General features: G+C 51.1%; 1 protein-coding gene and 1 pseudogene. Both read right to left on the bottom strand.

Annotated elements, in window-relative coordinates:
- Window positions 1–454: biosynthetic peptidoglycan transglycosylase (locus tag PPL9_RS21880; protein ID WP_208989540.1), on the bottom strand; the 454-nt coding region annotated here is incomplete at its 3' end.
- Window positions 451–677 (bottom strand): annotated as a pseudogene (locus tag PPL9_RS33555) (hydrogen peroxide-inducible genes activator); the annotation flags it as partial. The pseudogene PPL9_RS33555 and the gene PPL9_RS21880, both read right to left, overlap by 4 nt.

Genomic DNA, 677 nt, shown 5'->3' with positions numbered 1-677 from the left:
GCCGCTTTGACAGCACCGTATCGATGAGCATCGCCAGAGGTACCTCTAGCACTTTGCGCAGATAATCCCTGTCGTTCCAGAGAAACAGGTTCTTCGCAAGCTGCATCGTGATGGTACTCGCTCCTCGAGGCCGCTTGCCTTCAAACAACTTCCAGGCCTGTCCGCGCACGGCAGGCCAGTCAACACCGCCATGAGTGCAGAAGGTAGCATCCTCGGAGACAACCACAGAACGTTGTAAATTAACGGAAATTTCTTCCAAAGGCACCCATTCTCGCCAAACGGGCTGACCAGTCACAACGCGAAACAGCATCAAACTGGAATAAGGAGGAACCACAGAATACAGCAGTGTCAGCACCACCGGCAAAGCCACAAGCACCCCGAGTGTACGCAACACCCAACGCCTGATCCTGCGCTTTAATGGCTCTGGTTTCTCCTTTGAACGCGCTTTTTTCAAGCACTTTTCTCCGATACATCTTGAGGAACCGAGACGTCTCTTTGAGTTTCAACCATAAAGCGTTCCAGAGCCTTGCAAAGTAATTTTGCATTTCCTTCAAAAGAAGATTTACGCCTCCAGACCATTCCAATCGTCCGGCGCGCATTCTTGTCGGCAATTTTGATCAGCTTCAAAGAGGTCCCGCGGTCGATATCTGCATCTACTGCAATACGTGGCACCAAAG

It is taken from the genome of Pseudovibrio sp. POLY-S9, from assembly GCF_001431305.1.
GTDB lineage: Bacteria > Pseudomonadota > Alphaproteobacteria > Rhizobiales > Stappiaceae > Pseudovibrio.
Note: the sequence above shows the minus strand (reverse complement) of the source record. Positions and strands in the feature narration are given on the sequence as shown.